We start from the raw sequence: 26,862 nt of genomic DNA, 5'->3' as shown, positions 1-26,862 counted from the left end.
GGGGAGCACAGGAGACCGCAACATGCTGGAAAGGTGTCCTGCGCTGGGTACGGGGCCCCTGCGCCACTCAGCTCCTTCGACGGCATACCGTGGCAACCGCCCGTGTCTGTGCACGGACGGTGAGAGTGGCGGTGCCTCTGCGTGCGGCCCTGGGTTCCGTGCTGACGGCGACGTCGACGGGGGACGTGGAATGGGTCGGAGATGTCAGGGGTGTCGGTGGCTCAGGCGGTCACGTCACCGGAACCGGCCGGCCACGGTGTGGAAGGAGCGTTTGGGCTCCCACTGCCCAGTTTCCGCGTAGCCCCGCCGTGTCCCGGCGGGGAAGGTCTTGGCCAGCGCGAAGCTGGCGATGTCCAGGTCGTGGCGGCGCTGAGGGGAATGGGGCGAGTCGGGGGCGATGAAGTTGTAGACGAACGCACCGTGCAGACGCTCGGCCGAGTAGAGGTCCAGCAGTTCCCCGATCTCGTCGGCCTGTTCCTGTTCGTCGCGTACATAGCCGTCCCTGACCAGGGGAGGCTGCCGCTCCCAGTCCACCACGTCGAAGCCCGAACCGCCCCGTTCCCTGGCCCCGGTGAAGGTGCAGCAGCCGAACTCGGTGATGACGACGGGCCTACCGTGCCGTTGCAGGGCTTTCAGCTTCTGGCGGTAGGTGGACCTGTTGTCCGCGTCGCGGTAGAGATTGACTCCCACGACGTCGAAACCGCGCCAGTCGACCTCCTCCCACTCGCCTGAGCTGTAGGTGACCCGCCCCTTGAACAGGGGACGTACCGTTTTGAGCGCCTGGTCCAAAAAGGCGTTCAGGCGCTCCTGGTAGCCGGCCGACTCGGGGCGCCCCAGCGCCTGGGCACGCTCGTTGTAGTCGTTGCCAGGCACCAGACCGGACATGAAGATGGTCAGCTCGGTGCCGACCGAGATACCCACGCCGGCATGGCGGGTGCGCAGCCGCTCGGCAGCGCGTGCCACCGAGCCGAGGAAGGCGAGGGTCTGCTCGGCGTCCTTGTCGAACTGGCGCGGTTCGAACCAGACGAACAGGCCGTGTGCTGCCGCGATCGCGGCAGCCTCGGTGAGCCGGTCAAGGTCGTGGCCGAGCAGCAGGACCGCGTTGCAGTGCAACTGCTGCCTGATGGCCGCGATTTCCCGTCGTACGTACTCCGGCCGCCAGATTTCGCGGTCCGTATCGAAGTTGACGCCCTTGTAGGTGAGCGGGGCAGCCGTCCGTGACGAGGCTGATGGATCGGCGGGCGTGGTACGGGCGTGAGCGTTGCCGGCGATGCAGGTGGTGGACAGTGCCGCAGTGCTCGCGAGCAGGGTCCGGCGGGCGATCGGTGCTGAGGTCATGTTCCCAGCCTGCGCGGAGCTCGGGGGTCGGCACGTCGGCCGAAAGGCTCGTCCCCCGTGACCAAAGTCGCTACCGGGCTCGACCCCGGTGGGCGGGACTGGACCTTCTGTCAGACCTGCCTGCGATGCTCTGAGGATGGAGATGACAATGCAGCTGACGATCGACTGCGCCGATCCGCAGAGAATGGTGGCCTTCTGGGCGGAGGCCCTGGGCTACGTGCCTGAGCCGCCGCCGGGCGGCCATGCCACCTGGCGTGCCTACTGGGCGGCCATGGGGGTGCCCGGGGCAGAGTTGCCGACCGGTGCCGGGGACATCCCGGAATCGATCATCGATCCCGCAGGGCGTGGACCGAGGGTGTGGTTCCAGCAGGTTCCGGAGTCGAAGGGCTCCAAGAACCGGTGGCACTTCGACCTGAAGGTCGGCGGGGGGCGTGACGTACCCCTGGACGTCCGCGTACAGCGGGTCGATGCTGCGGTGGAACGGCTGGTCAAAGCTGGTGCCACCGTGCTGCGGATCAGGGACGAACCGGATATGGGGATGTACGCCGCCGCCATGCAGGACCCCGAGGGCAATGAATTCGACGTGGTCTGATTGACGTGGTCTGAGGGCGGTTGCGGCGGTGTTGGCCACAGACGCTCGTTTCTCCGGCATCGCGAACTGGCCACCGAGGAGCGTGAATCGGCCGGGACGGGTCGCCATCCCTAGTATTCCTATCGAATTACTAGGGAAGTGTTGACGGTGGTCGAGGGGGAGAGTGAGGATGAGGAGGCCGACGCGTCATCGCGGACCGTTGCCCCCCCCACGCCGCCTCGCCGGGCACAGCGTCGTCTTCGGCCCCTTGGAGGAAAACGCCATGAGCCCAGCACCGAGCTGTAGCTGCCGCCCTCGTCGAAGCCGCGGGCACGGTCGTCCCCTGGGAGTGCGGGCATGACGGTGACAGCGGGCGAGGTGATGGACGCCGAAGCCGGACCGGCCGACTGGCTGCACATCGCCCGTGAGATGGCGGACGATCTGGCCACGGACGCGGCCGAGCGCGAACAGGGCGGCAAAGCGCCCTTCGAGGAGGTCGCCCGGCTGCGCGAGTCGGGGCTGCTGACCCTGTTGGCGCCGGCCGAGCACGGGGGAGGGGGCGCGGACTGGCGTACGGCGTACGCGGCCATCAGAACCGTCGCCGCGGCCGACGGGGCCATCGGCCACCTGCTGGGCAGTCACTACTTTCTCTCCTTCAGCGCCCGGTTCTTCGCCGATCCCGGCCATGCCGCCCGTATCGAGCGGGAGGCGACGGAGGGGCGGTGGTGCTGGGGAGGGGGTATGGCCACCCACGAGCCGCCGCTCATCCTGACCCCCAGGGGAGACGGGTATCTGCTGGACGGTTATCAGAGGTTCGCCACGGGTGTCGGGGTCGCCGACAGGCTGGTGGTCCGAGCCGCCAAGTACGGCACCGGCGAGCCGTTGGCCGTCCTCGTCGATCCCACGCGCCCCGGTGTCGTCAGCGGCAGCAGCGGGGACACCTTCGGCCAGCGGCTGGCCGCCGGTGGCGTCGTGGAGTGTGACGCGGTGCTGATCGCGGCGGACGACGTGCTCGGCGCGCTCTCGCCGGACGAGGCCCTCCTGTCACCCTTCGCCTCCCTGGCCGTGCCGACCGCGCGCCTGGTGTCCGTCCAGTACTGTCTCGGCGTCGCCGAGGGACTGCTGGCCGAAGTCCACGAGCACGGAAGGGCCGTGCGCTCACCCTGGCAACCCTTGTCACCCCATCCTTGGCCGGGCGTCCCCCCACAGGACCCGTACGCGTTGACCGTCTACGGCGAACTCGCCGTCGTCGCGCGTGGAGCATCCGCGCTCGCGGGCCAGGCGGTGGATGCTCTGCTCCACGGCCTGGCGCGGGGCGATGAACTCGACGGCGAGGAGTGTGCGGAGATCGCCGTCCTGGCGAGCGTGGCGGAGGCCGCCGCCTCCCGGGCGGTACAGGAGATCACCACCCGGGCCCTGGACGTCATCGGTGCCGACGCCGCCTCCGCGCGCCACGGGTTCGACCGCTTCTGGCGCAACGCCCGTACGCACACCCTCCGCGAGCCGGTCGCCCACAGGCTGCGTGAGATCGGGGACTACTTCCTCAACGGCGCGCACCCGTCCTTCACCTTCCCCGCCTGACGGCGCAGCCGGCGGCGGTTGGCGAAGGCGATGAGGGATAATCGCGGCATGCGGATCTCGGCGCGGGCGGACTATGCGGTGCGGGCGGCGCTGGAACTGGCCGCGGCAGGGGACGGGGTCTCCCTCAAGGCCGAGGCGATCGCGACGGCGCAGGGCATCCCGCACAAATTCCTCGAGGGTATCCTCGGCGACCTGCGCCGGGGCGGCCTCGTCGTCAGCCAGCGGGGTGGCAACGGAGGCTACCGACTGGCCCGTCCGGCGGACGCGATCGCCATCGCGGATGTCATCCGGGTGGCGGACGGCCCCTTGGTGTCGGTACGGGGCGTGCGCCCGCCCGAACTCTCCTACGGCGGGCCGGCGGAGTCCCTGCTGCCGCTGTGGATCGCCGTACGCGCCAACGTCCGCAAGATCCTCGGTGAAGTCACTCTGGCCCATGTGGCCGCGGCCAAACTGCCGGACGAGGTCGTGAGCCTCGCGGAGGACCCTGAAGCGTGGACCAATCCCTGAGCGGCCTCCGATCACGTCGAGCCGCTGCGTCCACGCTGCCCGGCCGACCCGCCTTCAGCCAGGAGGACACGCTCGATCCACGTGGTGCACAGGACGGCCGTGGCTGGCGCGGCCTCGGTACCGGCTGCGGCAGCCACCTCCCGGGGTTGTTCGCGTCCTCGGAGCCGACTGCCGTCACTCGGCGCCGAGTGCGGCGTCCTCGACCCCGTTCCTGCCCTTGGCCTTGAGGACCTTGTTGAGGAGGGTGAGGTCGTAGATGCCCTTGAGGGCGGGCTCACCGAGCCGCGCAACACCGCCTCGACGACGTCGGGGTGCGCCTTGAGGAACTTCTGCGACACGATGATGTTCGTGATCACGAACTCCTTGTCGGCCCACAGGTCGGTGTAGCCACGGGCTACGGGCAAGTGGCTCGGAGTACTGCGCAACCTCAGGTCCGTGGTCCGTGGTCTGGACCGGGCCCGTGCGGTCCACCCCGGCCTGCCCAGTGTTCTGCGCTCCCCTGCCGCTCGTTGTCGAGGGCCCTCTCCCGGACTCGAACCGGAACGGTGGGAAGCGGGCGGGCTCAGGGGGTCGTGGTGTTGAAATGGTTGCCGAGGGCGTTGTCGAGGAGGGTGCGGAGGTAGTCGGCCTCGGGGAGCAGGGCGGCCTCGATCTGGTCGTCGGTGTGGCCCGCCAGGGTGAGTTCCTGGATGCGCCGGAACAGCAGCCGGTCCGCTGCGGCGATGAGGGCGGCGCCGGCCCGGGGAGAGATGGCCGGGGCGGTGTCCGGGAGAGCGGCCGCCAGGGCGTTGGCGAGTGTCTCTTCGCGCTGGTCGTGCAGTTCGCGGAGCCTGGCGGTGAGAGTGGGGCTGTCGGCGACCATACGCGCGAAGGCGGGGCCGGTGAAGCCGACGACGGGGCTGTGTTCCAGCAGGGCGGCGCGGAAGGCCCGTCCCAGGGCGGCGAGCGGTGTGGCGTCGGGGCCGCGCTCGGCGACGATCCGGGCGAGGCCGCCGGTGAACGCCTCGTGGTGGTCCAGGGCCAGGTCTTCCTTGCGCGGGAAGTAGTTGGTCACGGTCTTCTTGGCCACCCGGGCGGCGGCGGCGATCTCGGCAATGGTGGTCTGCTCGAAGCCGTGCTCGATGAAGAGCCTGGTGGCGCAGTCGGAGATCAGCTGCCGGGTCTCCTGCTTCTTGGACTCGCGGAGCCCCATGTCAGTACTCATGGGGGAATCTTACCCTGGTAGTAAAAATACGCTTGACGAACCAAGGGTGTCACCCTAAAGTTACGTCCGTTGCAAAATTACCCCGAGAGAACGGTTCTGGCTTTGCGCAAGCTCACCTACTTCGTCGGTGCCACCATCGACGGCTACATCGCCGCCCCCGACGGCGACTTCGACTTCTTCCTCCCGCACGTCACAGAGGACTTCCTGCCCTTCCTGACCGGCGAGTTCCCCGACACCCTCCCCACGCCCGCCCGCGCCCAACTCGGCATCGCGGACACGCCTGCCGCCCGCTTCGACACGGTGGTGATGGGCCGCGGAACGTACCAGCCGGGCCTGGTCCTGGGGCTCACCAGTCCGTACAGCCATCTGCGGCAGATCGTCCTGTCCCGCTCACTCACCACCAGCCCGGACCCGGCCGTCGAGGTCACCGATGAGGATCCGCTGGCCCTGGTGCGCAAGCTGAAGCAGGAGGACGGGCTCGGAATCTGGCTCTGCGGCGGCGCCGACCTGGCCGGCCAGCTCCTGCCGGAGATCGACGAGTTGGTCGTCAAGCAGTACCCCATCGTGGCCGGCAGCGGCATCCCGCTCTTCCGCGCCGACTTCTCCCCCTGCACCTTCCAGCTCACTGACAGCCGCATCTTCGAACGCGGCAACGTCGTCCTCACCTACACCAGAACGACCCGCTAGAGCACGCGCCGCCCCGCGCCCCGCAGAGCGCCAAATCAGCCGATCCGGCTCGGCCCGGCGCGCCCTTCACCATCCCGACCAGCCAGGAGCTGCCCTGAACGTCACCGCCTCCACCCTCTCCCTCACCGTCGCCGACACCGACGCGTCGCGTGAGTTCTTCTGCACCCACCTCGGCTACCAGGTCGCCATGGCCGCAGACGGCTTCGCCTCCCTCACCCACGCCGACACCAGTGCCGTCGACATCGTGCTGCTGCGCCGCGGCAGCCAGGTGCTCCCGCCCGAACAGCGCGACCAGCAGGCGACCGGCCTCATCTTCGCGCTCACCGTCACCGACATCGAGGCCGAGGAGCAGCGTCTGCGCGACGCCGGTGCCCCGATCACCATGCCGCTGCGCGAAGAGCCCTGGGGCGAGCGCCTGTTCCAGCTGACCGACCCCAACGGCATCGTCATCCAATTCGTGCAATGGGCCCGCCCCGAAGAGTCCGCGCGGGCCGGAGAGGAAGAGGAGCCCGCCCTCCATGTCATCACCCCGGCCGCCGACAACGTCACCCAGTCACCGAACGCCCGCATGACGGGCCTGGCAGCTCCCAGCCGTGGCAGCACGGAACTCAGCACCTGGACAGTTGTCATGGAGACCGGCCAGGCCGGCCCCGAACACGTCATCAGCCGCGAACAGGTCTGGACGGTGACCAGCGGCCGCCTCGACTTCACCTGCCGGGGCCGTACCGAGAAGATCTCCGCCGGACAGACGGTTGTTCTCCCACCCGGCGTGCTCCGCCAAGTCCACGCTCCGCAGGCGGCCGAGGCCCATGTCTCCATGCGTGCCGACGGTGTGGCCTCCGTACCGGGCACCGAGGGCACTCGGCTCTTGCCCTGGGCTCAGTAAGGCGTGGGCTGGCGGGCTTACGGACGGGCGGGCTTGCTGTCCTTCCCCGGACCGGGGAAGGCGCATGCCCCGTCTCGACGCCGCATCTTTGCCGAGGAGCGGCAACCCCCGCCCCCGCCGCACGTCGTACAGGGAAAGGGGCACGCACACCAGCCCCGACCGCACCCCTTGGCGGTGCCCTGGTCAGGCGGGCTCCGCCTCCCGGGCACGCGCAGTACCGAGCCGAGAGAAAGGCAATGATGACAGCCATACGCCGGATCTTCCCGCCCAGGATCACCGCTGCGGGAGTTGTCCTGCTGAGTGCGGCCACGGCCGCCCTGCTGGTGCCGACCGTGGCAGTCGCTGCGGAACCGGAGACCGTCACGACGCATTCCGGGGCCACCACGGAACAACAGCGCCGCCAGATCGACGCCTACTGGACTCCCGACCGCATGAAGTTGGCGGGTGCCCTGATCCCCGAGATCACCCCCGTGCCCGAGGATGACAACACCCCCGACGATTCGCTGCCCCTGCCCGTGAACACCCCTGATTCGGGCGCCACTTGGACGCACGCGGGCGCTGTGGGCCAGAGCGTGGGACGGCTCTTCTTCACCTTTTCCGACGGGTACGACGGCAGCTGCACCGCAACAGTCGTCAACAGCGCGAATCGCAGTGCCGTCATCACAGCGGCTCACTGTCTGAGGAGTGTCGGTGCTCCAGGTGCGGACGGTACCTGGAACCACAACCTCTATTTCGTGCCCGGCTATCGCAACGGTACGAAACCGCTGGGCGGCTTCAGCATCAAGAGCATGGCCACTTCCTCCCGTTGGAACGCCGACCCGTCCAAGACGACCTCCGAGGACGTCGCTGTCGCGGGATACGACACGGGCGTACTCGTCGCCAACCGTTCGGCTGCGGGTCGCCGGATCGCGGACGTCACGGGAAGCCAGAAGATCGCGTTCACCAAGCCCGTCACGGACGAGTTCATCCACACCTTCGGGTACCCGAAGGGCCGCCTCAATGACCCTGCCGACAGGTACGCCGGGTCACGCATGATCCACTGTGCCGGGACCGCCCGACCGGGTCCCAAGGCGCCTCTCTTGTGGGGGGAGTCCTGCGACATGTCGAGCGGAGCGAGCGGCGGGCCCCACTTCGCCCGGTTCGATCCCCAGACCGGCACCGGTACCGTCGTCGGCGTCACGACCACCTCCGATGATCTCGCGGGCGGTCCCGAGCCCACCCTCTACGCCACCCGCCTGGGCGACAGCGCACACCGCCTCTACGACTGGGCGCAGACCCGAGCGATCTGACGCCGGGACGGGTCGTCGCTCATCACGGTCGCTCTCGGTGCCCCAGGACGGGGCACCGAGACTGCTGAGGCCGCCGCGGTGAACGTCCGATGCCGTACGGGATGAGGGGGCCGGTGAGCGGACGACGCACGGGGGTACAAGCGCACTGCGTTGTAGCGTCGTTTCCCGGGGTTGAGGCCCCCGCCGTACGCTCGTAGCGGTGGTGGAGGCGACGGCTGCCGGGCGGCCAGGACATCGTCCTTTCGATCACCCAACGGTGGTGGACGACCAGGTGACGGGCAGGTCGACGGGACCCCGGATCAGGACGTCGGTCTGCCAGTTCATGTCTTGCGAGGGGACCGCGAGCTGCATCGAGGGGAACCTGCCGATCAGGGTGGAGAGCAGGACCTCCGCTTCCATCCGGGCCAGCAGGGGGCCCACACAGGAATGGGGGCCGAACCCGAATGCCAGGTGGGGCGGGCCCTGACGCTCGAAGTGGATGCTCCCCGGGTCGGGGTAGACGGCTTCATCCCAGTTGGCCGCTACGTAGGAGACGTAGACGATCTCTCCTTCGCGGATCAGCACGCCGCCCACTTCCACGTCTTCGGTGGCGATGCGTGGCTGCCCCACGCCGTGCTTGTGGGGGATCCAGCGCAGGAGTTCGCTCACCGCCGGCCCGATCAGATCGCGGGGTTCCCTACGGAGCCGTTCCATCAGGTGCCGCTGGCTCAGCAGCACGTACATCATGTTCGCGGTGTTGTTGCACACCGCGTGCCAGCCGTTCAGCCCCATGAGCGTGGCCAGGGCGAGCAGCTCCTCCTCGTCGATACGCCCTGCGTCGACGGCGGCCACCATGGTGCTCATCACGTCCTCGCCGGGCTGGGCGCGACGCCGGGCCGCCAGTCGGCGGAAGTAGGAGCGGGCCGCTTGCTTGGCTTCTTCGGCCCGCAGCGCTTGGGCGTCGTCGCCGGCCCGTGTCAGGAGGGTCTGCGCCCAGGCCCGGATGAGGGGCCGGTCTTCGGTGGGAATGCCGATCACCTCGCCGATCATGGCCAGGGCGAAGGGTGAGATGACACGGCTGATGAGGTCGGCGGGTGGGCCTGCGGCTTCCAGTTCCAGGCAGAGCTGTTCCATGAGGTGCTGGGCGTGGCGGCGGTGCTGGTCGATGCCGAGTTTCGTGAAGTGAGGGGCGATGACGGAGCGTACCCGGGCGTGGTCGGGCGGGTCGACGAAGCTGACGGCGCGGTCGAGGGGGACGAAGTGTTTGGTCATCTTGGGTACGGAGCGGCTCAGGATGTCCCGGCTGAAGCGCGGGTCGGAGGTGACGAGGCGGACATCCGCGTGCCGGGTGACCAGCCAGCACTCTCCCGTGCCATGGGGGAGGCGGATCCGGGAGACCGGCGCGTTGGACAGGGACTCCCACAGGAAGGGGTCGAAGTCCAAGGCGGGGAGGTCGTGAACGTCGTAGATGCGGGCATCGTCGGTTTCGGACACGTGGGCCTTCCCGAAATGGCGCGTGATGCGAGACCCCTCAAAGACCTTGCGTCGCACGACACAGCAAACGAACGAATTGCCAGTGTCACCCACATACGTCTTTGCGCGCTCTGATATCACTCGGTCGAGTGACAGGCCGGGTTTCTTTCGCTGTCTGCCTGGGGATCTGCGGGAGGCGGTGATGCGCCGGTCGACGACACATTCCGCAGGAACGTCAGGAATGGTGGGCGTCCGGGGCCGCGCGCAGGACCGGGTCGACCATGGCCGGCTGGGCCCCAACCAGCAGATCCGGGTCAGGAAGCGGCCCCGTTCCCTTGTCCTGCTCTGCAAAGCAGTCCTGGCCCAGGCGCCGCAGGAAGTGTCCAGGACGCCGGCTCGGGGTGCCGCTTGCGGCCCCTCGTTGTCACGAGGGGCCGCAAGCGGCCGGGCCGGTGATGCGGGCGCCGCGGGCCCCTGATTCGGGCCGTCAGGCGACGGTGTTGAACTTGGTGCCCTCGCCCGCGTACAGGGTGGTCGTCTGCCGGGCGAACGGGGCCGCCGCCGAGCCGGTGGACTGGTAGACGTATGTGCCGTTGGAACCGTACGCGACCATGTCAGGGCGGCCGTCGCCGGTGACGTCCCCCGCGCCGACGAGGTGGGAGAAGGCGTTCCAGCCGCCGCCGATTCGCACCCGGGAGGCGAAGTTGCCGGTGCCGTCGCCCTGGTAGAGCCACAGCACGCCGGAGGCGTCCCGGGCGACGAGGTCGCCCGCAGCGCCGCCGGCGATGTTGCCGACCGCGGTGATCTGGTTGTAGATCTGCCAGCCTCCGCCGAGCTTGGCGCGGGTGGCGAACGGGGCGGACGCGCTGCCGGTGCCCTTGTAGAGCCACAGCACACCGGAGGTGTCGGTGGCCAGCAGGTCGGGGCGGCCGTCGCCCGTGAGGTCGCTGCCGCCGGTGATCTTGTTGTAGACCTGCCAGCCGGCGCCCACCTGGATACGGGTCGCGAAGTTGCCGTCGCCCTTGCCCAGGTAGAGCCACAGGACACCCGAGGCGTCACGGGCGACGAGGTCGCCGGTCGCAGCTCCCGCGAGGTTTCCAGCCGCCTCGATCTGGTTGTAGACCTGCCACCCCCCGCCGATCTCCGTCCGCTTGGCGGTGGTGACCCGGCCGCCCGACGGCCAGTCGAAGAGATCGTCCCGCCACAGCACACCCGAGGCGTCCCGCGCCAGGACGTCCGTCGAGCCGTTGTCGTTGTAGTCGTGCGGGTTGGCCTGGCGCGAGACCTCGAAGCCCCCCGAGGCGGTCGCCGCGCCGCCGATCCCGTCGGTCGGGGTCGCCGTGATCCGCCAGCTGTAGGCGCCGTTGGGGGCGCTGATGCCGTCCACGACTCCGTCCCAGTCGAAGACGAAGCGGCTGTCGGCGGCCGGCTGCGACAGTCGCTTGGTGAGCTTCATGCCGGTAGCCGTGTGGGTGAGGGTGAGGTCGACGGTGGCGTTCGGACGGGACAGCGTCCACTCCATCGGGACTGTGCCCGCCTGTTCCAGGTTCACGGCGGCGGGTACCTTCGACACGCTCACCGTGATGCCGCGCGAGCGGCCGGTGTCCGCCACGAGCGTGACGGTGGGCTGCCCGCTGCCCCCGTCAGTGATGCGGAACAGCCCGTCCGTCTCGGCCGTGGAGCCGCGCACGAGCAGGCTGCCGTCCGGGGCGTGGGCGACACTGGAGAAGTGCTCCAGGAGCTTGTAGGGGGCGGCGTCGGCGTTGGTGATACTGCGGGCGTAAAGGGGGCTCATGGCCTCGTCGGCGGCCTTCCCCGGGACCCCGTAGAGCAGCTTGTCTCCGGCGACCCCGGCGATGACGGCACTGCTCAGGGAACTGTCCAGGGTGAATATCTTGCGCTGGCCCGTCCCGGCCACGACGAGCTTGGTGCCCGTGGCCGGGTACTCGGTCCACGCCTTGTAAGCGGCGGTGTAGGCACCCGTGGAGTCCTGGCTCCAGGGGCCGACTGCCTCCGCGCCCTCCCAGTCGACAATCGATTGATAGTTGACGTTCGTGAGAGCCTTCCAGTACTCGGTCCGGTAGGTCGAGCCCGAGAACACGCGGCGACTGCCCAGGATGAGCAGATCGTGACCGGTGGAGGCGACGACCTTGTAGTCCACGCCGTAGGAATTGGACGTGAGCTTCGTCTTCTGGTTGACCCCGTTGACCTTGGCGAGCTGCCACAGCTCGTGGTAGTCCCCGGTCGTCGGCACGCTCACGAAGAGGGTCTCGCCCACCACGCCGACGAGCATGGACCCGGGCTTGAACACGGACCCGAGCTCGAAGAAGGTGGACCAGCTGCCCCCGTCCTTCATGCTCCGCAGGAAAACCATGCCGCCGTCGCTGGTGACGACGGTGTCGGAATTGCTGTCATGGGCCATGGTGCCCGTGGTGACAGGTGTTACCGAGCCGTCGGCGTACTTGTGCCACTCGAAGACCGTGGTGTCGGCCTCGTCCTTGCGGGACGTGAGATAGCCGGTGTCGCCCGTGCTGACGATCTCGGCGCCGACAGGCAGCTTCGCCTCATCGGCGGCGGAAGCGTGCACGCCCCCGGCCGCGGCGGCGGGAGCGGCCATGGCCCCGGGCGAGGCCAGGGCACCGGCCCCGACCGTCACGGCGAGAACGGTGGCGGCGCAGGCGCCGAGACGGCGTCGGGTGGTGCGTACGGAAGCCAAGGGAGTCCCTCCTGATGAACCGAGCGGCACGCACATGGGCGCGTGCCGCTCGATCAGACTTGCGAGAAGGGACGGAGGTTGTACGAGTTACTCGTGTTCTTGCTGGGGGAACGGGCGAAAGGCGTCATGCCCCGACGCCCCCCCCAAGCGGGGCCGTCGCGGGCGCAGCCGGAAAGCGTGCCGGCCACGGCGCCCGCACATATCGCGCTGCCTCACCCTTTCGTGTCGGTCCGTCAGCTCCGACTGGTGTCGATGACGCAGAAGCGGTTGCCCTCGGGATCGGCGAGTACGACGAAGTCGGGGTTGTCCGGATAGAGGTCCCAGTCGACGCGTTCCGCGCCCAGGGAAATCAGCCGTTCGACTTCGGCTTCTTGATCGGCGGCGTCGCCGGCAAAGAGGTCGAGGTGGATTCTCGGGTGATCCTGTACGGGTGTCGTGCTGAGGTCGATGGCCAGTGCGGTACCGGAGCCGTCGGCCGGTACCAGGACCACCCAGTCGTCCTTCACCTCGCCATCGCGAGGGACATAACCCAGTGCCCGACTCCAGAACTCCGCGGCCCGCTGCACATCAGCGGCTCCCATCACAACGGTTCCGATGCTCAACATCCGCCGATTCTGGCACGCTCGCGACGCGAGCCGCGTCTCCCATGACGTCCTTCCAGCCGTAGCCGATGTCCGTACAGCAGGTGTTGTGGGACTTGCGCGTGTGGCACCTCAGGTGGCGGGCACCCGTGACGGCATAGCTGGACGAACAGCCCGTAACGAAACAGGGAGGATCGGGATGGGAAAGCGCCGGAGCGCTGCCGCCGTACTGCACAGGGCCGGACCGCGCCCTCGACAGCTCAGGCCGTTGGGTGGAGTTCTCGGTCACCTGATGGGTGGTGATGGACGGTGAGTGGGCACCTGCCGTTGCACAGGACGGAACCCGAGATCAAGCCGGGGTGGCAGGCGGCGGCAGCCTGTGCCGAGTTGGATCCCGAACTGTTCTTCCCTATCGGCGAGCAGGGGCCCGCCCGCAAGGACGCGCAGGCGGCGAAACGCGTCTGCGCTCGCTGCCCCGTGTCGCGTGTCTGCCTCGCCTATGCCCTCCGCTCGGGACAGACGTCAGGGATATGGGGTGGCATGACTGAGCGGGAGAGGGCGGCATTGAAGCGCCGGTAGGGGCGGAGGGCCCCCCGGCCCTGAAAGGGCCAGTCGGCACCGCCGCCGTCAGCGGTGGCTGCAACGCCAGGCATTCACTCGTAACGCAGGCGCAGCGAATCCCTTTCGGCCTCCTCGATCTGGTCGAGGGTCAGGCCCGGCAGGTTGAGCTGGGCCAGCGTCACTTCGGCGCTGGTGGGCTGGGCGTCGGCGGGTATCCACTGCTGCGGTTGCCAGGCGTTGGCGCGCAACAGGGACTTGGGACAGTGCGGATAGGCCTGTTCCACCTGGACGACGAGTGCCGAGACCGGGGGTTTACCGACGGGCGTGAGTTGGGCGAGCAGCTCCGGGCGAGCCGAGATGCAGGCGCGGCCATTGACGCGGAGCGTGGTCGGGCGGCCGGGGACGAGGAAGAGCAGGCCGACGCGTCCGGTCTCCAGCACGTTGTGCATGGTGTCGAGCCGCTTGTTTCCGGTCGCGTCCGGAATCACCAAGGTCCGCTCGTCCAGCACCGAGACGAACCCGGGCGGGCCGCCGCGTGGGGTCACGTCTGCCCGGCCCTCGGCGTCCGCACTGCCGATGAACACCAGTGAGGAGCAGCCGATCAGCGCGCGGGTCTCCTCGGTCAGGTGGCCGATCTCCTTGCGGAGCGCGTGCGGGCTCGGCTGCGGGTAGAGCTCGCGCAGCTGGTCCGGGCTGGTGAGGGCGTCCCCCTGGAGGGAGTCGAAGAGCAAGGGGGTGGTCCCCGTGTCGATCATCACGTGGATGACCTTAGAAGACGACTGGGGCAGACGGGTATGGGCCGGGCCCCTGATGTGGGCCCGATGGCGGCCTCATCGTCGGGTACGGCCCTGGCTGGCTCCGGTGCTGACTATGCTGTCGATCATGACCAGCCGCGTGACTGCAGAGCCTGCCATCCTTGACGCGATGGAGTTGACGTCCGATCCGCAACTGGCGGGCGAGTTCGCGGAGTCGGCGCATCGCATTCTGGTGGATCTGGTCAGTGGGGGTGCCGCGCTGGGCTGGGTCGAATCACCCTCGCGGGCTGAAGTGACGGGACTCGTCCGTAACGTCATCGCTGCGGCGCAGGCCGGGGATGCGGCTCTGCGTGCCGCTTACGTCAACCGTCAGCTGGTCGGGTTGGGCTATTGGCTGCGCTACGCCCGGCCGACCCATCGGCCGCACGCCGATCTGGAGAAGGTCGCAGTAGCTGGTGCTGCCCATGGCCGTGGGATCGGTCGGGCGCTGACGGCTGCCTTGATCGCTGATGCCCGAGAGGCGGGGATCGAGGTTCTTACCCTGGACGCCCGTGGCGACAACGCCCATGCCTTGAACCTCTACCGCTCGCTGGGTTTCACCGAATACGGCCGACTGCCCGGCTTCGTCGCCGTCGGCGAACGCCGCTATGACAAGGTCTTCTACATGCTGGACTTCCGCCGGCAAACCTGATGTCCGTCCCCCATGCAGGCCGGACGACTTGCCGCCGCTGAGCGATGTTCCCCCGCCTGCGGCTCCCCGGGGGTCCGCGCGGGCACGGGGTGGGCGCTGCGGCTTGCTTTTCAGCAGGCAGCGGAGCGGTGGTCGACGAGGACGGGCGCGGCCGTGTTCTTGATGATGTCTTCGACAGAGGCTTGCGGAGCGGTCTCCACCAGCGCCAGGCCGTTCTCCGTCACGTCGAGGACGCCGAGGTTGGTGATGATCCGGTGGACGCACCGCTCGCCGGTGAGGGGAAGCTCGCACGTTTCGAGGATCTTCGGGCTGCCGTCCTTGGCGGTGTGGTCCATGAGGACGATGACGCGGCGGGCGCCGTGGACGAGGTCCATGGCGCCTCCCATGCCTTTGACCATCTTGCCGGGGATCATCCAGTTGGCGAGGTCGCCGCGAGCCGAGACCTGCATCGCGCCGAGGACGGCCGTGTCGATGTGGCCGCCGCGGATCATGCCGAAGGACAGCGCGGAGTCGAAGAAGGCGGCGCCGGGCTGGACGGTGACGGTTTCCTTTCCGGCGTTGATGAGGTCGGGGTCGACCTCGTCCTCGTGCGGGTAAGGGCCGGTGCCCAGGATGCCGTTCTCGGAGTGGAGGACGACGTGCACTCCGGGCGGGAGGTGGCCGGGGATGAGGGTGGGCAGGCCGATGCCGAGGTTGACGTAGGAGCCGTCGGTGAGTTCGGCGGCGGCGCGGGCGGCCATCTGCTCGCGGGTCCAGGTCATCGGGAACGTACCGTCCTCTTCTCGATCGCCTTGTCGGCCGCCTGAGCCCGCGTAAGCGGGAGGACACGTTGGACGAAGACGCCCGGTACGTGGATGTGCTCGGGGTCCAGTTCGCCGGGCTCGACGAGCTCTTCCACTTCGGCGATCGTGACCCGGCCGGCCATGGCCGCGAGCGGGTTGAAGTTGGCGGCGGCCCGCCGGAAGACGAGATTGCCGTGCGTGTCACCGATCCGGGCCCGCACGAGGGCGTAGTCGGTGGTGATGGCGTGCTCCAGGATGTAAGTGTGCCCGGCGAAGACGCGGGTCTCCCGGGGCGGGGAGGCGATGGCGACCTTTCCATCGGGTGCGTACCGCCAGGGCAGGCCGCCGGTGGCGACCTGGGTGCCGACGCCCGCCGGGGTGTAGAAGGCCGGAATGCCGGTGCCGCCGGCCCGTAGTCGCTCGGCGAGCGTTCCTTGGGGCACCAGTTCCACTTCCAGTTCTCCGCTGAGGTATTGGCGGGCGAACTCCTTGTTCTCGCCGACGTAGGAGCCGGTGACGCGGGATATGCGGCCCGATTCCAGCAGGATGCCGAGGCCGTGCCCGTCCACGCCGCAGTTGTTGGAGATGACGGTGAGGCCTTCGGCGCCTTGTGCGTGAAGTGCGTGGATGAGGGTGTTGGGTACGCCGCTGAGGCCGAACCCGCCAACGGCCAGGCTGGCTCCGGCGGGGATGTCGGCCACTGCTCGGGTGGCCGAAGCCATCGTCTTGTTCATGGAGGAGAAGGGCCCTTCGTGTGCCCGCTCGCGGAGGGGCTGCGGGAACGTTTGTTTGGCCGGTCCGCCGTTCAAGGCGCGGAAGTCGACGTCGGCTTGCGTACGGGGCGGGTATCGGCGGGACCGGGCGTCGCCAAGTACGGCGCCCGGCCCCGCTGGTGCGTTTCCTCGCCGAAGCGGAGAGATCAGACGTGTTCGTGCGCGGTGATGAAGGAGCGCATCTTCGCGAGTGCCGTGGTGTTGGAGATGATCGTGAAGTGGCTGGGCGCCATGGGCCCGCTCATGAGGTAGTTCTCGTCGGCGCCGGCCAGTGAAGCGGTGTCGGTCGGTACGGCGTTGAAGTCGCCGGTCGACCTGATCGTGAGGTAGTCCACCCGGTCGTTGGACGGAACCTCGGAGGGGCTGTTCAGCGCCTTGAGGAACGGGGTGTTCGGGGAGGCGAACTGCTGGCAGGACATGTACCACTGGCAGCCGTTGTTGGTGGTGCCGTGCTGAGGTCCGGCGAACCCGATGTACTGGGAGACCTTGTCGGCACCGCCGAGGTTCTTGATGTAGTACCGGGCGGCCAGGGTGGAGGCGGACCAGGTGGCCAGGACGACTTTGTCTGCTCCGGTCTGACTGCGGACCTGGTCGACCTCGGCCGCGAGCTGCTGGGCGGCCTTCGCCAGATCCTGCGTCATCGAGCTGGTGTCGGTCCAGGTGAACAGCCTGTTCGCCGCCCAGCCGTTGGACTGCAGGTTGGACTTCATGGGGTTCATGTTGGACGGTGATCCGGTCATCCCAGGGATCATGATGACGGGATCGTGTCCGGCGGCGGCGGGCGCCGGCGGGACAGCCGCGCTGGACGCCTGGGTGGCCAGGCCCAGCAGGCTCGTGGTGAGGAGTGCCGCGACAGAGGCGCTGAGGAGCCGCCGTGCGTGGGCCGGTAGCCGGTTGCGATGGGGCGTCGATGCCGTCCCGCTGGGCCTCGTGGATACGAACAGCATGGGGGATGCTCCTTACCCGTCGTACGGTCCCCGAGCGCCTGGATGCGGCTCGCACTGACGGGGGACGCCGACGAGGTGGTGGGGTGGTGTGACACCGAGCACGCTAGAACCATCGGTCGCGACGATCAGATGGTCACAGCGCACGTCGTTCGCCCGTCGCAGTGTTCACTCCAACCATTTCGTCCCGGCGGCGCCGGCCGGGATGCGCCGGGACCTGGCGGCGCTCTGCCCATGGGGGCGTAGGTGCGCCGGGTATGCACTCGGCACACGTCGAGTGCTCCGTATATGTGCATCGTTCCTCTCGTAGCGCCAGGTGCGAGCGGCTTACGGTCAGGACGGCGTGGCGGGGCTGCTGCGGCCCCCCGTTTCGCGGGCAAGCGGAGGGGCGCCCAGTCGCGCGACCAGGTGCGACGAATCCGACTTCCGCGCACCTCGCCTCGCGCATCCCCGCGTCCGCAGCACTCCGGCGCGGCGCGGACGCACGTCACCGCCCCCGCACCCCAGGCCATGGAGGACAGGAAATGACTCGGTTCGGAATCATCGGCGGCGGGCTCATGGGGCACGGGATCGCCGTTGCCCTGGCTCAGGCAGGGCACCGTGTCGCGGTGTACGACGCGGACCCCGCGACCCTGGCCTCACTCGACGAGCGTGTCGTGGAGGCACTCGGACGGTGCGGTACGCCGCCGGGTGATGTCGGGCTGGTGACCGCGCGTATCACGGGAGCGAAGTCCCTGCCGGACCTGGTGCCGCGCCTGGAAGTGGTGATCGAAGCCGTCCCGGAGCGCCTCGACGTCAAGCAGCGGGTCCTGGAGGCGCTGGAGGCGAAGATCCCGGCCGATGTGCCGGTGTGGTCGAACACGTCGGTGCTTTCGCTCACCGACGTGGCCAAGGGCATGCGGCACCCGCGGCGGCTGGTGGGAGTGCACTGGTGGAACCCGCCCTATGTCATTCCGCTGGTGGAGGTCGCCCCGGGTGCGGAAACGGACCGCCGGTTCGTGCGGGAGGCGTGCGATCTGCTGGACGGGATGGGCAAGAGGACCGTTCGTCTGCACCGCGACGTCCCGGGGTTCATCGGCAACCGCCTCCAGTTCGCGCTGATACGGGAGGCACTGCATCTGCTGGAGCAGGAGGTGTGTGACCCGGTGACGATCGACACGGTGATGCGGGCGAGTCTGGGCCTGCGCTGGTCGGCCGTGGGCCCCATGGAGAACGCGGATTTCATCGGGCTGGATCTGACGAGGGACATTCTGGAGAGCCTGGCGCCGACCTTGTCGGGCGCGGTCGCCTTTCCCGTACTCGACAAGTACCTCGACGCCGGGCACCTGGGCCGCGCTTCCGGTGGCGGGCTGCTGACCTGGCCGGCCGGGCGGGAGGTGGAGGTGGGGCAGCGCCTGCACAACGGTATCCGCCGTAACCTCGTCGAACCGTAGGCCCGCGCCGTCCGCAGCAGGCGCGTGGGAAGTCGGCGGGCACGGGGGAGCAGGGAGCTCCCGCTCCCTTGCTCCCTTGCGCTGTCTGTGCCGCGGCCACCAAGCGGCGCCATACTTGCCGGGCGCCAAGAGCACGGCTCGACGGAGGACCGATGGCACCCACGTACGGCATGTCGTTCCTGCAACTGCTGCTCCATGACACCGACATCGGCACCTTCGAGGAGGTACTGGCGCGGGCCCGTGCCGCGGGCGAACCCGCCGAGCGGCTCGACCTGCTCATGGAGGAGCGGGACATCGCGCTGCGTCTGCGGGAGAGGCTGCTGCGCCACCGCCGTAACGAGGCCGAGCTCCAACTCCTCAACGACACCGCGAACGACCTGGCCTCTCTGCGGGATCTGGACTCCATTCTCCAGGCGATAGCCGACCGGGCACGGCGGTTGCTGGACTGCGACCTCGCCTACATCAGCCTCAGCGACCGGGGCCGCGGCGACAGTTACATCAAGGCGACCAGCGGCAACATCTCCGGTCTGCTGCGTGAACTGCGGCTGCCCGTCGGGTCAGGCGTGGGAGGGATCGTCGCGCGGACCGGCGAGCCCTACGCCGTCACCAGCTACGTCGCCGACGACTCCTTCACCCATACTCCCGAGATCGACAAGACCGTCGCCGCTGAGCGGATCGAGTCGCTGCTGGGGGTGCCGGTCAAGCTCAATCAGGAGGTGATCGGCGTCCTGCTGGCCGCACACCGCAGCCAGCGGGAGTTCAGCGGCCGGGACATCAGCGTGCTGTTGATGCTCGGCTCGCACGCGGCCGTGGCCATCGAGAACAGCCGTCTGCTCAGTGCCGCCCAGCAGGCCGTCGCGGAGCTGCGGGTCGCCAACGACACGATCAGCTCCCACATGGCGGACTTGGAACGCACGGCGGAGGTCCATGAACGCCTCACACGCCTGGTCATCCAGGGCAAGGGCGTGGACGAAGTCGTCCAGGCGACAGCGGCCGCGGTCGACGGCACGGTGATCGTCCTCGACGAGGAGGGCACCATCGTGGCCCAGTCCCGCACCCAGGACACGGTCGCGGCCGACGAACTGGGCCGCCTCAGCGCGGACGCCTGGCAGGCCGGACACACCGTGATCCGTACGACGCGGTGCGCCGTCCCCCTGATCACCGAGTCCGAGCCGCTCGGCACAATCGTGTTGAGCGCAGCCGCACAGGTCGACACCACCGACCGGCGCATCCTGGAAAGAGCCGCGCTGGTGGCCTCGCTCGTACTCGTCACCCGCAGACGCATGGCGGAGGCCGAGGCACGCGTACGCGGAGAGCTCCTCGGTGACCTGTTGGCCGCGCACAGCAAGGACCATGACCTCCTGCGGCACCGGGCGGCCCTGCTCGGCGTCGATCTCGCCGCCTGCCGCACCGTCGTGGTGGCGCGCTTCCAGGACGAACGACGCGAGCGCGTCCAGGCCGCCGCGGCGGCCATCGCTCGGCGCTCCCACGGCCTGGCAACCTTCCGGGGCAACACCGTCATCCTGCTCCTGCCGGGAGATGACCTCCGGGCGGTGGCGCGGCGCGCCGTAGACGAACTCGCGCGGACCTCACCGCACCCCGTCACCGCCGGGACCGCACAAGCCGTGGACATCACCCGTGTTGCCGCGGCCTTCCACGAGGCGGACAACTGCCTGCACGCCCTGATCGCCCTGGGCAGGGCGGGAGACGTCGCCGACACCCGCGGACTCGGATTCGTCGGAGCACTCTTCAGCGGCGAGCCCGCCACCGCCTCCTTCATCGAATCGGTCATCGGCCCGGTCATCGCGTACGACCGCACGCACCACTCCGACCTGGTCCACACCCTCGACACGTACTGCCGCACCGGCCAGCACGCCCGCAACACCGCGCACCTGTTGCATCTGCACGTCAACACCGTCACCCAGCGCCTCGGCCGGTTGAGCCGGCTTCTGGGCACCACCTGGCGGGACCCCGAACGGCTCCTGGAGATCCAGGTGGCCCTGCGGTTGCTGAAAGTCAGCAAACCCTAGAACAGCCCGCGTCCGTCTGCCCGGGCTGCCCGGGGGCTGGGGCTGCCCGGCAACCTGGTGCGCGGCGCAAAAACCATGTGCGAACCGGTATGGCTGCGACGAGGACATCTACGCGGGATCAATGTCCGCCTCCCACATAACGGTTGACGGGCCGAGGGCCCCACTGTGGAGCACGACCGACGCATCACGTCGCTCCCCCTCCCGAAAGCGGTGCTGCCCATGCCGTCCCCAGCCCCGACCGCGGCCCGGCCCCCGGCCCCCAGAGACCTGAAGAGGATCGTGGTCGCGAGCCTCATCGGCACCACCATCGAGTGGTACGACTTCTTCCTCTACGGCGCCGCCGCCGCACTCGTGTTCAACAAACTCTTCTTCCCCGGCTCCGACCCTCTGGTCGGCACGCTCCTCTCCTTCCTGACATACGCCGTCGGCTTCGCCGCCCGCCCCGTCGGCGCGATCGTCTTCGGGCACTTCGGCGACCGGCTGGGACGCAAGAAACTCCTGGTGTACAGCCTGCTGATGATGGGCGGCGCGACCTTCCTGATCGGTCTGCTCCCCACCCACGCCACCGTCGGCTCCGCAGCCCCGCTCCTGCTCACCGCGCTGCGCCTGGTCCAGGGTTTCGCCCTGGGCGGTGAGTGGGGCGGCGCGGTGCTTTTGGTCGCGGAGCACGGAGACGCCAAACGGCGCGGCTTCTGGGCCTCGTGGCCGCAGACGGGCGCGCCCGCCGGGCAGTTGCTGGCCACCGGCGTCCTCGCCACCCTGACGGCGACCCTGTCGGACGCGGCGTTCGACTCCTGGGGCTGGCGGGTGCCGTTCCTGCTCTCCGGAGCGCTGGTCCTCATCGGACTGTGGATCCGGCTCTCCGTCGACGAATCACCCGTGTTCAAGGCCGCTCTCGCGGCCGCCGAACACCGCAGGAGTCAGCACGGCGCCGACGACCGGCCGCCCGTACTCGCCGTCCTGCGCGACCACTGGCGCGATGTCCTCATCGCCATGGGCACCCGCATGGCGGAGAACATCTCGTACTACGTCGTCACCGCGTTCATCCTCGTATACGCGACCGAACACGCCGACACGAGCAAGCAGACCGCGCTCAACGCCGTCCTGATCGCCTCCGCCGTCCACTTCGTCACGATCCCCTTGTGGGGCGCCCTCTCCGACAGGATCGGACGCCGACCGGTCTACCTCGTCGGAGCCCTCGGTATGGGCCTTTGGATCTATCCGTTCTTCGCTCTCGTCGACCGGCAGTCCTTCCCGGCGATGATCACAGCCGTCACCGTGGCCCTCTTCCTCCACGGCGCGATGTACGCCCCGCAGGCGGCGTTCTTCTCCGAAATGTTCGCCACCCGGATGCGCTACTCCGGGGCATCGATCGGCGCCCAGTTCTCCTCCGTGGCCGCCGGCGCCCCGGCCCCGCTCATCGCCACCGCCCTGCTCGCCAAGTACGACAGCGCCACGCCGATCGTCCTCTACGTGATGGCCGCCGTCGTGCTCACCGTGACCGCCCTCGCGTGCGCCACCGAGACCCGCCACCGGGACCTGGCGGCGACGGATGGGTACGAGAGCGATCCGGCATCGGCGGATGACCAGCCGGTGCGCACCTCATGAAGAGCGGAGACGGTCTGCCTTGGTCACCGTCTATGCCTGCGACGGGGGCACCTGTGCACGGGACTTGAGCCACTCGCGTGCGAGGAGTCCGTAAACGACATCGTCGTCGCGTGACCCATTGGGAAAGATCACCGCTTCGCGCAGCAAGCCTTCCTCGGTGAACCCCAGGCGGCGGGCCACGCTGCGACTGCGCGCGTTGTCGGTGCCGGTCCGCAGTTCGACACGGTCCAGGCCGATGGGGCCGAACGCCTGGTCCAGGACCGCCGTGACGGCTCTGGTGACCAGCCCTCGGCCTTCGAACGCGGGGTCGATCCAATAGCCGACCTCGCCGACCTTCATGGCCATGTCGTACTGCAAACCGACCGCCCCGACCAGCTGCCAGTCCCGGCCCGCCCGCACGGCGATATCGAGGGGCAACTGCCTGCCCTCAAGCCATGCGCGGCCTTGGAGCTCCAGACGTGATCGGGTCTCGTCGAGCGTTGAGGGTTGCTCGGCATCGAAGTCCGGGTCCCACTGTGCGAGGCGCTCGTAGTTGGCCATCAGCAGGGCTTGGTGAGCCTCCGCGATCGCGACCGTACGCGGTATCAGCGCCGCGTCGTCGCCGAGCGGACAGGTGAACATGGCAGGGATGACCGTCGACACTCGTTCTCCCGGGCTGGTAGCGGTGACGCACCAGCCTCGGTGGCCGACCGCGGGGCGGTCAACTGGTTTACGGAGCGAGAGGTGTTATCCCTCTTTTTCCACGTGAGTCCAGAACCGCGCACCGGAACGCGGCTGTTCACCGTGAAGTTCATGGTGTGGCCCCCGCACCCCCTGGCGACTGCACGCCCGCCTCCGCCGTACCGTCAATGCCCGGTCCGGTGGGTGGTGGGCCGTGGAGTGGGTGGTGCGAGGTCGTCGCTGAGATCCACGCCAACGACGACGCGGTGCTGGACGTACTGAGAGAGCCGCTGCTGCGGACCCGGCGGGGATCGCAGTGGGCCGAGGACGAGCTGGCCGGTGGTGCGCTCCCGGCGGGGGAGTGGTGGGTCGTCGACCCCGCCGAGGGCAACATCAACCACGTCCACGGCATGGAGGACTGGTCCGTGACCGCCACCCTGGTCCGCGACAACCAGCCGGTGCTCACCGTCGTCCACCTGCCGCTGACCGGCGACACCTACACCCTGTCGCCGGTGGTGGTGCCCGCCTCACCACCGCCCGCACCGCGGACGTCGTGATCAACGCGACCCCCGGCCGCACCTCCCTGGACCGCTTGGCCGACCTGCGCACCGAGCTCTCCGGAAAAGTCCTCATCGATGTCTCCAACGCCACCCATGACGCCGATGACGGGCTGCCCGGTGACCTGTGCTGTCCCGGCAGCAGCCTCGCCGAGCAACTCCGGGCCCCCCCGACACGCAGGTGGTCAAGACGCTCAACACCATGCTGTTCATGGTCATGACCGCTCCCGGAATTTTGAGCACCCCACCGACCGTCTATCTCTCGGGCGATGACGAGAACGCCAAGAAGACTGTCACCGGCCTGCTCGGCGACCTGGGCCGGCAGCCCGCATGGATCGAGGACCTGGGTTGCATCACCACAGCCCGCGCCACGGAGACCATGATCCTCGTGGTCCCCCCTATCCTGCGCCGACCTGGATTCGAACCCTTCGCCGTCTCCCTCGCCCGCTGACCCGTCAAGGCCGATTTACGCCGCAGCCGGTCCCGCTCCGACACCCGCTCATTCGGCACCACCGGTTCCGTGGGTGCCCCACACGGTGCTCAGCCAGCGTGCCGAAAAGTGGGTTTCATTGTCTGGATTCTGGGTACATCGCTCTGCCTGAGCGCCCGCAGCATGGGCCGGGGGCGGGAGGCGGGGGCCGGGTGCGAGGATGTCCTATATGGACATTCGTGCGAGGAACAATGTGACGGTAGCCGGGCGAGCGGGCGGGCCTGTGCTGATGCTGGCGCACGGATTCGGCTGTGATCAGAACATGTGGCGTCTGGTGGTGCCGACGCTGGCGGAGAAATATCAGCTGGTGCTGTTCGACTACGTCGGATCGGGCGGCTCCGACACGGCCTCCTGGAGTGAGGAACGTTACGGTTCCCTGCACGGCTACGCCCGGGACGTGGTCGAGATATGCGATGAGCTGGATCTGCGGGACGTGGTCTTCGTCGGCCATTCGGTCAGCGCCATGGTGGGAGTGCTCGCCGCCGCGGCTGCCCCGCAGCGGTTCTCCTCCCTCGTCATGGTCGGCCCCTCGCCCTGCTACATCGACGACGACACCTACCGGGGCGGCTTCAGCGCCGACGACATCGAGGAGCTTCTGGAGTCGCTGGAGTCCAACTATCTGGGGTGGTCGGCAGCCATGGCCCCGGTCATCATGGGCAACCCGGAGCGACCCGAACTGGGCGAGGAGCTCACCAACAGCTTCTGCGCCACGGACCCCGACATCGCCCGTGTCTTCGCGCGCACCACTTTTCTCTCCGACAGTCGCGAGGACCTCAAGACGGTGAAGGTGCCGACCCTGGTTCTGGAGTGCAGCCAGGACGTCATCGCACCGCCCGAGGTCGGCGCCTTCGTCCACGCCACGATCCCCGGCAGCCGGCTGGTCACCCTGGACGCGACCGGTCACTGCCCGCAGCTCAGCGCCCCCGAGGCCACCGCTGATGCGATCATCGCGTTCTTGCGGGCTCAACAGTGATGAGCTGCACGGCGCACGGTCCCGAGCAGCCCGACCATCCCGAGCGGTCCGGACGGGACACCGCAGCCACCGACGCGGCCTTCACCGCCCTGCTGGAGGACAGCGTCGAGGAACTGTACGAATCCGCGCCCTGCGGGTACCTGTCCACGCTCATGGACGGCACCATCGCCAAAGTCAACGACACCCTCCTTGGCTGGCTCGGTCTGACCCGCCGGGACGTCGTGGGCCGCAAGCGCTTCGCGGACCTGCTCACCGTCGGCGGCAAGCTCTACCACGAGACCCATTTCATGCCCCTGCTGCGTATGCAGGGAAAGATCAGCGAGATCGCGCTGGAGCTCAAGGCATCCGACGGCAGCCGTCTTCCGGTCCTGGTCACCTCCCTGATGAAGACCACCGAAGGCGGCGAACCGGTACTCATCCGCACCACCGTCTTCGACGCCCGTGAGCGCCGCGCCTACGAGATGGAGCTGCTGCGCCGCCGCCGAGCGGCCGAGGAAGCACAGCAGCAGGCGGAAGCCGACCGGCAGCGGCTCCAGGAGGCGCTCGCCGTGCTCCAGCAGAGCCTGCTGCCCGCCGCTCTGCCCCCAGTGCCGGGCATGGAGGCCGCCTCGTACTACCACACCGCCTCCCCGGACCGGCTCGGCGGCGACTTCTACGACCTGTTCCCCCTCGACGGCCGGCGCTGGGCGTTCTTCCTCGGCGACGTCTGCGGCAAGGGCCCGCAAGCCGCCGCAGTGACCTCCCTGACCCGCTACACCCTGCGGGCCGCGGCCCTCCACGACCCCGAGCCCGCCGCCGCGCTGGCCACACTCAACACCGTGCTCAACGAGCGGTACAACGGCGGCGACCCGCGCTACTGCACCGCCATCTTCGGCGTCCTGGAACCCAAGGGCGACAGCGTCGACGTCCAGCTGGCCTCCGGCGGCCACCCACCAGCCCTCCTGCGGCGCGCGGACGGCGGGACCGAGTACCTGCACACCCCCGGCGGGCTTCTCGTCGGTATCCTGCCCGACCCGCACTTCACCACCGCCCGCACCACCCTGCACCCCGGCGACTCCCTCCTGCTGTACACCGACGGCCTCACCGAAGCCCGTATCGGTCCGGACCGCCGGCTGTACGGCGACACCGCCCTGCGCGACTTCGCCGAAGGCCTGGCCGCCACCGGAACCAATGAGCTGGTCGCGGCCCTCGCCGAGCTGCTCAAGAGCTTCGGCGACGGCCTCGACGACGACACCGCCCTGCTCGCCCTCGGAGTTCCCGCCACCATGTCCCTCCCCGCGACCGAAGACCTGACATGAGCCCGGTGACCATCACCCCCCAAGACGCCCGTACCGGACCCGTACTGCACATCGCGGGCGACCTCGACTACGGCAGCGCCCACCACCTGCGCCAGGCAGTCGAACGACTCCAGCTGGATCCGGACCAGGTACTGGTCCTGGACCTGTCACGCCTTGAGTTCTGCGACTCCAGCGGCATCACCGCGCTCATAGCCGCCCGCAATCACGCGGCCGCCGCGAAGGCGGACATCGCGCTGGCCGCGGTCCCTGTCAACACCGCACGTATTCTCGGCATCGTCGGTCTCGACCAGGTGCTGCGCCTCTACCCCGACGTGCAGACGGCCACCAGCCGCCTCGACGCGGGCCGTTGACCGGTACCCGCCGGTGAGCGGGCCTTCTGGAGGCGCGCTGATTCGTTGTGCCGTGGGGCCGGCCGGGCCTCACGGCATGCGCTCGGGCACCTTCCAGGTGGTACGAGGGGGAGGAGCCGGGCGTATGGGGCACAACGCGGGGTAC

At 68.9% G+C, this 26,862-nt stretch carries 24 protein-coding genes and 3 pseudogenes; 16 read left to right on the top strand and 11 right to left on the bottom strand.

The genetic code is table 11. The features are described 5' to 3' along the window. Positions 1 to 234: 234 nt before the first annotated feature. Entirely contained in the window at positions 235 to 1,338 is a 1,104-nt protein-coding gene (locus ACZ4MU_RS18855) for an abortive infection protein (RefSeq protein WP_467877566.1), read from the bottom strand. 136 nt (positions 1,339 to 1,474) lie between these two features. Between ACZ4MU_RS18855 and ACZ4MU_RS18850 the strand changes: the two genes are divergently transcribed. From ACZ4MU_RS18850 to ACZ4MU_RS18840, 3 genes are all read left to right on the top strand, one after another. Then, positions 1,475 to 1,930 carry a VOC family protein gene (locus tag ACZ4MU_RS18850; protein ID WP_467877563.1) on the top strand — a complete coding sequence of 152 codons (456 nt, stop codon included), beginning with the start codon at positions 1,475 to 1,477 and terminating at the stop codon, positions 1,928 to 1,930. 336 nt (positions 1,931 to 2,266) lie between these two features. Next, entirely contained in the window at positions 2,267 to 3,490 is a 1,224-nt protein-coding gene (locus ACZ4MU_RS18845) for an acyl-CoA dehydrogenase family protein (protein WP_467877560.1), read from the top strand. A gap of 48 nt (positions 3,491 to 3,538) precedes the next feature. Then, on the top strand, positions 3,539 to 3,997 hold the full coding sequence (locus tag ACZ4MU_RS18840) for an RrF2 family transcriptional regulator (RefSeq protein ID WP_467877558.1): 459 nt from the start codon (positions 3,539 to 3,541) through the stop codon (positions 3,995 to 3,997). A 174-nt stretch (positions 3,998 to 4,171) separates the two neighbouring features. On the opposite strand, the pseudogene ACZ4MU_RS18835 reads toward ACZ4MU_RS18840, so the two are convergent. Together ACZ4MU_RS18835 and ACZ4MU_RS18830 are read right to left on the bottom strand one after the other, a co-directional pair. Next, positions 4,172 to 4,377: pseudogene (locus tag ACZ4MU_RS18835) on the bottom strand (sulfate ABC transporter substrate-binding protein); the annotation flags it as partial. A 182-nt stretch (positions 4,378 to 4,559) separates the two neighbouring features. After that, positions 4,560 to 5,189, bottom strand: a complete 630-nt coding sequence (locus tag ACZ4MU_RS18830; protein ID WP_467877963.1) for a TetR/AcrR family transcriptional regulator — start codon at positions 5,187 to 5,189, stop codon at positions 4,560 to 4,562. A gap of 114 nt (positions 5,190 to 5,303) precedes the next feature. Between ACZ4MU_RS18830 and ACZ4MU_RS18825 the strand changes: the two genes are divergently transcribed. From ACZ4MU_RS18825 to ACZ4MU_RS18815, 3 genes are all read left to right on the top strand, one after another. Continuing rightward, complete coding sequence (locus ACZ4MU_RS18825) at positions 5,304 to 5,888, top strand: dihydrofolate reductase family protein (protein ID WP_467877555.1); 585 nt, start codon at positions 5,304 to 5,306, stop codon at positions 5,886 to 5,888. A gap of 34 nt (positions 5,889 to 5,922) precedes the next feature. Beyond that, positions 5,923 to 6,774, top strand: coding sequence for a VOC family protein (locus ACZ4MU_RS18820; RefSeq protein WP_467877961.1), 852 nt, complete (start codon positions 5,923 to 5,925; stop codon positions 6,772 to 6,774). Positions 6,775 to 7,010: 236 nt separating this feature from the next. Further along, a complete protein-coding gene (locus ACZ4MU_RS18815; RefSeq protein WP_467877552.1) occupies positions 7,011 to 8,063 on the top strand; it encodes a trypsin-like serine peptidase in 1,053 nt (350 codons plus the stop codon). A 246-nt stretch (positions 8,064 to 8,309) separates the two neighbouring features. Here ACZ4MU_RS18815 and ACZ4MU_RS18810 read toward each other — a convergent pair whose 3' ends face one another. The 3 genes from ACZ4MU_RS18810 to ACZ4MU_RS18800 form a co-directional block, all read right to left on the bottom strand. After that, positions 8,310 to 9,536, bottom strand: coding sequence for a cytochrome P450 (locus tag ACZ4MU_RS18810; RefSeq protein WP_467877550.1), 1,227 nt, complete (start codon positions 9,534 to 9,536; stop codon positions 8,310 to 8,312). 466 nt (positions 9,537 to 10,002) lie between these two features. Continuing rightward, positions 10,003 to 12,231: an FG-GAP repeat domain-containing protein gene (locus tag ACZ4MU_RS18805; RefSeq protein WP_467877547.1), complete on the bottom strand. Its 2,229-nt coding sequence runs from the start codon at positions 12,229 to 12,231 to the stop codon at positions 10,003 to 10,005. A 233-nt stretch (positions 12,232 to 12,464) separates the two neighbouring features. After that, a complete protein-coding gene (locus ACZ4MU_RS18800; protein ID WP_467877545.1) occupies positions 12,465 to 12,836 on the bottom strand; it encodes a VOC family protein in 372 nt (123 codons plus the stop codon). Positions 12,837 to 13,121: 285 nt separating this feature from the next. On the opposite strand from ACZ4MU_RS18800, the gene ACZ4MU_RS18795 reads away from it, so the two are divergent. Then, positions 13,122 to 13,391 (top strand): WhiB family transcriptional regulator, encoded by a 270-nt coding sequence (locus ACZ4MU_RS18795; RefSeq protein ID WP_467877542.1) that lies wholly within the window; start codon positions 13,122 to 13,124, stop codon positions 13,389 to 13,391. A gap of 74 nt (positions 13,392 to 13,465) precedes the next feature. On the opposite strand, the gene ACZ4MU_RS18790 is transcribed toward ACZ4MU_RS18795, so the two are convergent. Further along, positions 13,466 to 14,128: an MSMEG_1061 family FMN-dependent PPOX-type flavoprotein gene (locus ACZ4MU_RS18790; RefSeq protein WP_467877958.1), complete on the bottom strand. Its 663-nt coding sequence runs from the start codon at positions 14,126 to 14,128 to the stop codon at positions 13,466 to 13,468. Between the two features lie 127 nt (positions 14,129 to 14,255). On the opposite strand from ACZ4MU_RS18790, the gene ACZ4MU_RS18785 reads away from it, so the two are divergent. Further along, positions 14,256 to 14,819: a GNAT family N-acetyltransferase gene (locus tag ACZ4MU_RS18785; protein WP_467877540.1), complete on the top strand. Its 564-nt coding sequence runs from the start codon at positions 14,256 to 14,258 to the stop codon at positions 14,817 to 14,819. A 110-nt stretch (positions 14,820 to 14,929) separates the two neighbouring features. Here the strand turns inward: ACZ4MU_RS18785 and ACZ4MU_RS18780 are convergent, their stop codons facing one another. The 3 genes from ACZ4MU_RS18780 to ACZ4MU_RS18770 form a co-directional block, all read right to left on the bottom strand. Next, the gene (locus ACZ4MU_RS18780) at positions 14,930 to 15,580 is read right to left on the bottom strand and encodes a CoA transferase subunit B (RefSeq protein WP_467877537.1); all 651 of its coding nucleotides are present in this window, start codon (positions 15,578 to 15,580) and stop codon (positions 14,930 to 14,932) included. After that, positions 15,577 to 16,335 carry a CoA transferase subunit A gene (locus ACZ4MU_RS18775; protein ID WP_467877534.1) on the bottom strand — a complete coding sequence of 253 codons (759 nt, stop codon included), beginning with the start codon at positions 16,333 to 16,335 and terminating at the stop codon, positions 15,577 to 15,579. The genes ACZ4MU_RS18780 and ACZ4MU_RS18775 overlap by 4 nt, the downstream gene beginning before the upstream one ends. A gap of 185 nt (positions 16,336 to 16,520) precedes the next feature. Then, complete coding sequence (locus tag ACZ4MU_RS18770) at positions 16,521 to 17,321, bottom strand: esterase/lipase family protein (RefSeq protein ID WP_467877532.1); 801 nt, start codon at positions 17,319 to 17,321, stop codon at positions 16,521 to 16,523. A gap of 521 nt (positions 17,322 to 17,842) precedes the next feature. Between ACZ4MU_RS18770 and ACZ4MU_RS18765 the strand changes: the two genes are divergently transcribed. The 3 genes from ACZ4MU_RS18765 to ACZ4MU_RS18755 all read left to right on the top strand — a co-directional run bounded on the left by ACZ4MU_RS18765 (position 17,843) and on the right by ACZ4MU_RS18755 (position 22,389). Beyond that, positions 17,843 to 18,751: a 3-hydroxyacyl-CoA dehydrogenase family protein gene (locus ACZ4MU_RS18765; RefSeq protein WP_467877529.1), complete on the top strand. Its 909-nt coding sequence runs from the start codon at positions 17,843 to 17,845 to the stop codon at positions 18,749 to 18,751. Between the two features lie 152 nt (positions 18,752 to 18,903). Then, a complete protein-coding gene (locus ACZ4MU_RS18760; RefSeq protein ID WP_467877526.1) occupies positions 18,904 to 20,781 on the top strand; it encodes a helix-turn-helix domain-containing protein in 1,878 nt (625 codons plus the stop codon). A 219-nt stretch (positions 20,782 to 21,000) separates the two neighbouring features. Beyond that, positions 21,001 to 22,389 (top strand): MFS transporter, encoded by a 1,389-nt coding sequence (locus tag ACZ4MU_RS18755; RefSeq protein ID WP_467877524.1) that lies wholly within the window; start codon positions 21,001 to 21,003, stop codon positions 22,387 to 22,389. Positions 22,390 to 22,419: 30 nt separating this feature from the next. Here ACZ4MU_RS18755 and ACZ4MU_RS18750 read toward each other — a convergent pair whose 3' ends face one another. Beyond that, the gene (locus ACZ4MU_RS18750; RefSeq protein ID WP_467877522.1) at positions 22,420 to 23,031 is read right to left on the bottom strand and encodes a GNAT family N-acetyltransferase; all 612 of its coding nucleotides are present in this window, start codon (positions 23,029 to 23,031) and stop codon (positions 22,420 to 22,422) included. A gap of 248 nt (positions 23,032 to 23,279) precedes the next feature. Between ACZ4MU_RS18750 and ACZ4MU_RS18745 the strand changes: the two are divergent. The 5 genes and pseudogenes from ACZ4MU_RS18745 to ACZ4MU_RS18725 all read left to right on the top strand — a co-directional run. Further along, positions 23,280 to 23,578 (top strand): annotated as a pseudogene (locus tag ACZ4MU_RS18745) (inositol monophosphatase family protein); the annotation flags it as partial. Next, positions 23,567 to 24,057, top strand: a pseudogene (locus ACZ4MU_RS18740) (NADPH-dependent F420 reductase); the annotation flags it as partial. The pseudogenes ACZ4MU_RS18745 and ACZ4MU_RS18740, both read left to right, overlap by 12 nt. Positions 24,058 to 24,265: 208 nt before the next feature. Then, positions 24,266 to 25,069, top strand: a complete 804-nt coding sequence (locus ACZ4MU_RS18735) for an alpha/beta fold hydrolase (protein ID WP_467877520.1) — start codon at positions 24,266 to 24,268, stop codon at positions 25,067 to 25,069. Further along, entirely contained in the window at positions 25,069 to 26,367 is a 1,299-nt protein-coding gene (locus ACZ4MU_RS18730; RefSeq protein ID WP_467877517.1) for a PP2C family protein-serine/threonine phosphatase, read from the top strand. Before ACZ4MU_RS18735 ends, ACZ4MU_RS18730 begins: the two co-directional genes overlap by 1 nt. Further along, positions 26,364 to 26,717, top strand: a complete 354-nt coding sequence (locus ACZ4MU_RS18725; protein WP_467877515.1) for an STAS domain-containing protein — start codon at positions 26,364 to 26,366, stop codon at positions 26,715 to 26,717. The genes ACZ4MU_RS18730 and ACZ4MU_RS18725 overlap by 4 nt, the downstream gene beginning before the upstream one ends. Positions 26,718 to 26,862 lie beyond the last annotated feature (145 nt).

This window comes from Streptomyces sp. NPDC026377 (assembly GCF_055567715.1).
The sequence above is the reverse complement of the archived record's forward strand: the minus strand, read 5'-3'. Positions and strand labels throughout refer to the sequence as shown.